We start from the raw sequence: 6196 nt of genomic DNA on the forward strand, positions 1-6196 counted from the left end.
CAACAGGGCATGGAAGTTGAAATAGCAGGGGTCGTCCACCAGCACCGTGTCGCCCGGCTCGAGCAGGAACCGGCAGAGGAGGTCGATGGCCAGGGTGCCCGATTCCGTCAGCATGATCTGGTCGGGAGAGGCTTCGATGCCGTGCTCTGCCATGCGCCGTGCGAGCAGATGACGCAGCGGCGCCAGCCCGAGCGGGGTGCCGTAATCCGTCAGCGTGACATCATCGCCGCGTGCCATTGTCCGCATTGCCCGGCGCAATCCAGCCTCCGGCATCCACGAGGCAGGCAGCCAGCCGCAGCCGGGTTTGAGCACGCCGTCGCCGGCTTCCAGCGACTGGCGCGAAACCCAGAGCGGATCGACAGCACGGTCAAGCCTGGGGCCGATCTCGGCCAGTGACAAGGGAGCCAGCGGTCCGGCGGCATAAAAACCCGAACCTGGACGCGAGCGGATGATCCCTTCTGCCGCAAGGCGCTCGTAGGCTTCGACCACGGTGGATTTGGAAACCTGCATGGTTCTCGCGAAAGCCCGGATCGAAGGCAGTCGTGTTCCCGGTGTCAGGCTGCGCGCGGCGATCCTGTGCCTGATCGTCGACATGACACTTTCGACAAGCGTCACGCTGCCCTCACTTGCCGTCGCCTGCTCGTCCATCCGTACTGCTCAACCTACCATGACAGTTTTATCAAACTGTACCTCATTGTCTCTGGTAGCGCCATACGTCCGGCCCGATAGAGGGCGAGAACATCAGGAGCATGCGATGGACAAGACGGCGGGTGGCTGGATCAACGGATTTGTGGGCGTTCTGATTTTCAGCGGATCGCTTCCGGCAACGCGCGTGGCGGTGATGGATTTCGATCCGGCCTTCTTAACCGTCGCGCGTGCTGCCACGGCAGGAATACTCGGTCTCGCGCTTCTGCTCATTTTTCGCCAGAAGCGCCCGGAGCGACGAGATCTGTTGTCGCTGGCCATTGTGGCGCTCGGCGTCGTGGTCGGCTTTCCCCTGCTGACCGCGTTGGCGCTCAAGCACATCACCTCGGCCCATTCCATCATTTTCGTCGGCCTGTTGCCGCTGGCGACCGCGATCTTCGGCGTCATTCGCGGCGGCGATCGCCCCAAACCGGCCTTCTGGCTGTTTTCGTGCCTTGGCAGCGCCCTTGTTGCCGGTTTTGCGGTGACGCAAGGCGTTTCGGCCTCGCCGGTTGGCGACATGCTGATGCTGGCCGCAATCATCCTGTGCGGACTGGGCTATGCGGAAGGAGCCACGCTGTCCCGCAAGCTAGGCGGCTGGCAGGTGATCTCGTGGGCGCTGGTGCTGTCGCTGCCGGTCATGCTGGCTCTGACGCTCATCACCATGCCGCCGTCGCTCGAAAGCGTCGGCAAGGCCGCCTGGATCGGCCTGGCCTATGTCTCGCTGTTCAGCATGCTGATCGGTTTTGTGTTCTGGTATCGCGGACTGGCGCAAGGCGGCATCGCTGCGATCGGACAGTTGCAGCTTCTCCAGCCTTTCTTCGGCCTTGGGCTGGCGGCAATGCTGCTGCACGAGCAGGTCAGTCCTGCCATGATAGCGGTCACTGCTGCCGTCGTGCTTTGCGTGGTCGGTGCGAAGAAATATGCGAGATAGGCGCCGGCCCTTCTTCCTTCTCCCCTTGTGGGTGGATTGGCGCGCAGCGCCAAGACGGTTGAGGGTGCTGGCCGGAACGCCCACGTGCCAAGCTGGAACACCCCTCATCCGACCGCTTCGCGGCCACCTTCTCCCGCAAGGGGAGAAGGGAGAGCCGACTTTGTCTAGAACTTCGTCACCACGCCAATGCCGATGCCTTCGAAACCGCCCATCGCCATCAAGGCCGCGGGCGCCTCGTCGAGGCTGATCCGCTTGCCGACCAGCAGTTCGGGCTTCAGCTTGCCGGTGCGGATCATCTCCATCATCGCCTGGTAGCGGTGGGCCTGCATGCCGTGACTGCCACGGATTTCGAGTTCGAAGGCGATCACCTTGTCCATCGGGATCTGCGGCCTGGCGTGATCGCCGAGCATCAGGCCGACCTGAACATGGCGACCGCGCCGGCGCAGATTCGCGATCGAGTTGAACGAGGTCGTCGGGTGGCCGAGCGCGTCCATCGACATATGCGCGCCGCCATTGGTGATCTGCTTGACCGCCTTGACCACATTCGGCGTCTTCGACGCGTTGATCGTCGCCACCGCGCCGATCTTGCTGGCGAAGTCCAGCTTCTCGTCGGTCAGGTCGATGGCAATCACGTTGGCGCCCATGGCACTGGCGATCATGATCGCCGACAGGCCGACGCCGCCGCAGCCATGCACGGCCACCCATTCGCCGGGCGTCACCCGGCCCTGGTCGACAATGGCGCGGAACGAGGTGACGAAGCGGCAGCCGAGGCTGGCGGCGGTGGCGAATTCCATCTCGTCCGGCAAGCGGACCAGATTGGTGTCGGCATGGTCGATGGCGACATATTCGGCGAACGATCCCCAGGCGGTGAAGCCGGGCTGGGACTGATGCTCGCAGACCTGATGGTTGCCGGAGCTGCATTCGAAGCAGCGGCCGCAGCCGACGGCGAACGGCACGGTGACGCGCTCGCCGGTCTTCCAGCGGGTCACCTGACTGCCGGCGGCCACCACGACGCCGGCAAGCTCGTGGCCCGGCACATGCGGCAGGCGGATGCCGTCGTCATGGCCCATCCAGCCATGCCAATCACTGCGGCAGAGACCGGTCGCCTCGACCTTGATGACAACGCCGCCCAGTGCCGGCTCCGGATCGGGAACGGTCTGGATCGTCGGCACCTCGCCGAATTTTTCGAAGACAACGGCTATCATCGGCAATTCCTCACGCTTTAATCCAACTCGCTCTATTCGGCATCGATCTGGTTCTCGGGTGCTGCCTTTCGAAAGGCCGGCACCGCCATGCAGGCGGCGTGGACACGTGTGATCGTCGGGTAGGGCGTCAGGTCGACGCCGAAACGCGCATTGCTGGCGACCTGAGCCACCAGGCAGATGTCAGCCAGCCCCGGCGTGTCGCCGTGGCAGAATGTCCCGGTTTCGGACGAGGAAGCCAGAATTTTTTCAAGCGGCTGGAAACCTTCGTTCACCCAGTGCCGGAACCAGTTGGCGACGTCCTCGTCGCCGGCGCCGAACAGGGTGCGCAGCGAGGTCAGCACGCGCAGATTGTTCACCGGATGGATGTCGCAGGCGATCATCTGGGCCAGCATCCTGACGCGGGCCCGGCCAAGTGCGTCCTGCGGCAAAAGCGGCGGTTCTGGCCTGGTCTCGTCGAGAAATTCGATGATCGCCAGCGATTGCGTCAGCAGCGTACCGTCCCCGAGGATCAGCGCCGGCACCAGCCCCTGCGGATTGACCGAGAGATAGGCGGGCTCCAGATGCTCGCCGTGGCGCAGATGGTGCGGCACATATTGGTAGGTCAGGCCCTTCATCTCCAGCGCAATCCGCACCCGGTAGGAGGTGGAGGAGCGGTAGTAGTTGTGAAGGACGATGTCGCTCATTACTGCACATTCGGCCGATTTGGCCGACCGGGCAAGGCAGGATGGTTCGGAAATTGCCATCTCCGCCTTTCAGCCGGGGATGGCGATGTACTATTTGCCAATAATCTGGCCATGATCGCTGGGCTATTCTATCCTGCCTGAACTGAAACGAATGCCATGACCGCAGTCAACGATAGCGCCCGGTTTCTGATCATCGACGACCACCCGCTGTTTCGCGAGGCGCTGCACAGCGCTGTGCAAATGGCCTATCCGGACGTCGACACTGTCGAGGCGCGTTCGATCACCGAGGCATTTGAGCTTCTGGCGGAGGCGAAGCCATTCGATCTCGCGCTGCTCGACCTCAGCATGCCTGATGTGCATGGCTTCGACGGGCTGCTGCAGCTTCGGACCCGCTATCCACGCCTGCCGGTGGTCATCGTTTCGGGGCATGAGGAGCCCAAGATCATTTCCGAAGCGCTGTCTTATGGTGCGGCCGGCTTTATCCCGAAATCGGCGCGCAAGAGCGACCTGGCCGCCGCCATCCGCTCGGTGATGGAAGGCGCGATCTACGTGCCCGAAACCTATGAAGGCCAGCCGCCGGACGCCGACAGCACCGACCGCGCCGAGATGGTGCAGCGGCTTGCCAAACTGACGCCGCAGCAATTGCGGGTGCTGCAGATGCTGCGCCAGGGCTTGCTCAACAAGCAGATCGCCTACGAGCTGCAGGTCGGCGAAACCACTGTCAAGGCGCATGTCTCCGAGATCCTGCGCAAGCTCAATGTCTACAGCCGGACGCAAGCCGTCATCGAGGTTTCGAAGCTCGACAGTGCCGAGCTGTTTCGCGGCCAGGCGGGGTTTTGAAGGGTCGGTGCCGATACCCCTGCAAACGAAGCAGCAAGGCGCTGCGATCAGGTGAATGTCTCAAAGACGTTTGATCTGCTGGTCCCTATCCGAATGATATAGACGAAATGATTTCTCTCGTTTCGCCTAATTCCTCATCGATAAGATCGTATTCCTCGCCTTGCGCGAGGTAGGTCACGAATGCAAAATCGTTTCCATTCGACAAATACCAGGCCGATAAGGTTTGATCTGTAGTCCGCGACGAAACGCCAACACACATTACGTCGCCAAATTTTCTCTCAAAAATCCGCTCGATATCTATGAAATTGTTTCGACAAAACTCGATCATAAACGTTCTAAGAACATCGAAATCTGCGTGTGGCTTTCCCCGCTTCGATATTTCGCAATAGAGAATTGAAGGGCGCCGCCGGCATCTGATTCTTTAACTAAGGTAGGCGGCGATCCCTCGGGGAGGTCGTCAGTTATGTCTTCCCATCCGACGGGCAAGTCGAAGGTGATGCCGTAGAACTGCACTATCATTGTGGGTTTCCTGGGTCCTCTCAGTCGCGCATGGGCATGCCCGGCATAGTCACGGCACCGCGTTGGCGCGCATAAGCGTCACCCTTGTTATCCGGTTTGCATGAGCGTGATATAAGATATGTATTGAATGATGCGCCTCGTCGAAGCGGTCCCAAGGGCCGTATTCACCCAAAAAAGGATCTCTTCGTGCCGCGCCGCTTTTTGAGGGCACGCCCAATATACGCAACACATCGTTGCGGCTGAGTGAAAAGGAAATGTCCAAGAGGCTTCGATCCAAATTGTCAGCCTCTATGAATATGCTGTCTATTTTTTCATCGACATCGCAGATGAAGGAAAATTTGTTACGCGCAGAAACGTAGTCTATGCGGATTTCCGGAAGATCATTGTCAACAGTTCGTTTGAATTTCCAGGACTCGAACGGCGGTGACGTCAAAAGGGATGACGCCGGCTTTCCCAAGTAATCGAGGATCGCGTTAGTCATTCTCTAAGCCAGCAAATGCGCCAGCAGCGCGCGCAGTTGCGCCGGTTTCAGCGGCTTGCGCATCAGCTCGATGCCGGCGGCGCGGGCGGCTTTGGCAACGGTCTCCGAACCGTCGGCGGTGACGATCAGCGCCGGCACGGCGCGGCCGAGATAATCGCGGACCTCGGCGATGGTCGTGGTGCCGAGATCGCCGCCGTCGAGGTGCTGGTCGGCTATGACGATGTCCGGCACCCAGTCCGTATCGCCAAGCATGTCGAGCGCATCACCGGTCGAGGTGGCGGGGCGCACCAGGCATTGCCAGCGCTCGAGCAGGGACGTCATCGCCTGCAGCACCTCGATGTCGTTCTCGACCAGCAGCACCTTTGTGCCGAACAGCCCGTAGCCGCGCGGCCGCTCCATGTCGGCGGTGTTGGCGATGGCGTCGGCGGTGGCGCCGATCCCGACCGGAACGTCGATATGGAAAATCGTGCCGTGTCCGACCTTCGACGAAAACGTCACGGGATGGCCGAGTGCGGCAGCAATGCGGCGCACGATGGCCAGGCCCAATCCCAGGCCGCCGCCGGCAAGCCCGGCATCGGTCGGGATCGTGCCGCGGTGGAATTCCTCGAACACCGCCTCGCGCTGGTCGTCGGGGATACCGCAGCCGGTGTCGGCGACATCGATGCGGATCGTGTCGCCGCGATGCCTGGTGCCGACCAGCACGCCGCCGGAGCGGGTGTAGCGCAGCGCGTTGGAAAGGATGTTCTGCAGGATGCGGCGCAGCAAGGTGCGGTCTGAACGCACGACGGCGTTGACCGGCCGGAATTTTAGCGTCAGGCCCTTCATTTCGGCGACCGGCAGGAAATCCGAG

8 protein-coding genes are annotated in these 6196 nt (G+C 61.6%); 2 read left to right on the forward strand and 6 right to left on the reverse strand.

Translation table 11 applies throughout. The features are described from left to right. Nucleotides 1-648, reverse strand: a 648-nt coding sequence (locus EOA85_RS24775) for a PLP-dependent aminotransferase family protein (protein ID WP_164759856.1), incomplete at its 3' end; no start/stop codon positions are given. Between the two features lie 106 nt (nucleotides 649-754). Between EOA85_RS24775 and EOA85_RS24780 the strand changes: the two genes are divergently transcribed. Continuing rightward, nucleotides 755-1618 carry a DMT family transporter gene (locus tag EOA85_RS24780; RefSeq protein ID WP_127211523.1) on the forward strand — a complete coding sequence of 288 codons (864 nt, stop codon included), beginning with the start codon at nucleotides 755-757 and terminating at the stop codon, nucleotides 1616-1618. Nucleotides 1619-1782: 164 nt separating this feature from the next. Here EOA85_RS24780 and EOA85_RS24785 read toward each other — a convergent pair whose 3' ends face one another. Both EOA85_RS24785 and maiA read right to left on the reverse strand, forming a co-directional pair. Next, the gene (locus EOA85_RS24785; RefSeq protein ID WP_127211524.1) at nucleotides 1783-2823 is read right to left on the reverse strand and encodes a zinc-dependent alcohol dehydrogenase family protein; all 1041 of its coding nucleotides are present in this window, start codon (nucleotides 2821-2823) and stop codon (nucleotides 1783-1785) included. Between the two features lie 32 nt (nucleotides 2824-2855). Next, complete coding sequence (gene maiA / locus EOA85_RS24790) at nucleotides 2856-3506, reverse strand: maleylacetoacetate isomerase (protein ID WP_127211525.1); 651 nt, start codon at nucleotides 3504-3506, stop codon at nucleotides 2856-2858. A 156-nt stretch (nucleotides 3507-3662) separates the two neighbouring features. Between maiA and EOA85_RS24795 the strand changes: the two genes are divergently transcribed. After that, nucleotides 3663-4346: a response regulator transcription factor gene (locus EOA85_RS24795; protein ID WP_127211526.1), complete on the forward strand. Its 684-nt coding sequence runs from the start codon at nucleotides 3663-3665 to the stop codon at nucleotides 4344-4346. A 324-nt stretch (nucleotides 4347-4670) separates the two neighbouring features. Here the strand turns inward: EOA85_RS24795 and EOA85_RS24800 are convergent, their stop codons facing one another. The 3 genes from EOA85_RS24800 to EOA85_RS24810 all read right to left on the reverse strand — a co-directional run. Next, nucleotides 4671-4865, reverse strand: coding sequence for a hypothetical protein (locus EOA85_RS24800; RefSeq protein ID WP_127211527.1), 195 nt, complete (start codon nucleotides 4863-4865; stop codon nucleotides 4671-4673). 49 nt (nucleotides 4866-4914) lie between these two features. Further along, nucleotides 4915-5346, reverse strand: a complete 432-nt coding sequence (locus tag EOA85_RS24805; RefSeq protein WP_127211528.1) for a hypothetical protein — start codon at nucleotides 5344-5346, stop codon at nucleotides 4915-4917. A 3-nt stretch (nucleotides 5347-5349) separates the two neighbouring features. Beyond that, nucleotides 5350-6196: hybrid sensor histidine kinase/response regulator (locus tag EOA85_RS24810; protein ID WP_164759857.1), on the reverse strand; the 847-nt coding region annotated here is incomplete at its 5' end.

The sequence above is a fragment of the Mesorhizobium sp. M5C.F.Ca.IN.020.29.1.1 genome (assembly GCF_003997375.1).
Lineage (GTDB): Bacteria > Pseudomonadota > Alphaproteobacteria > Rhizobiales > Rhizobiaceae > Mesorhizobium > Mesorhizobium wenxiniae.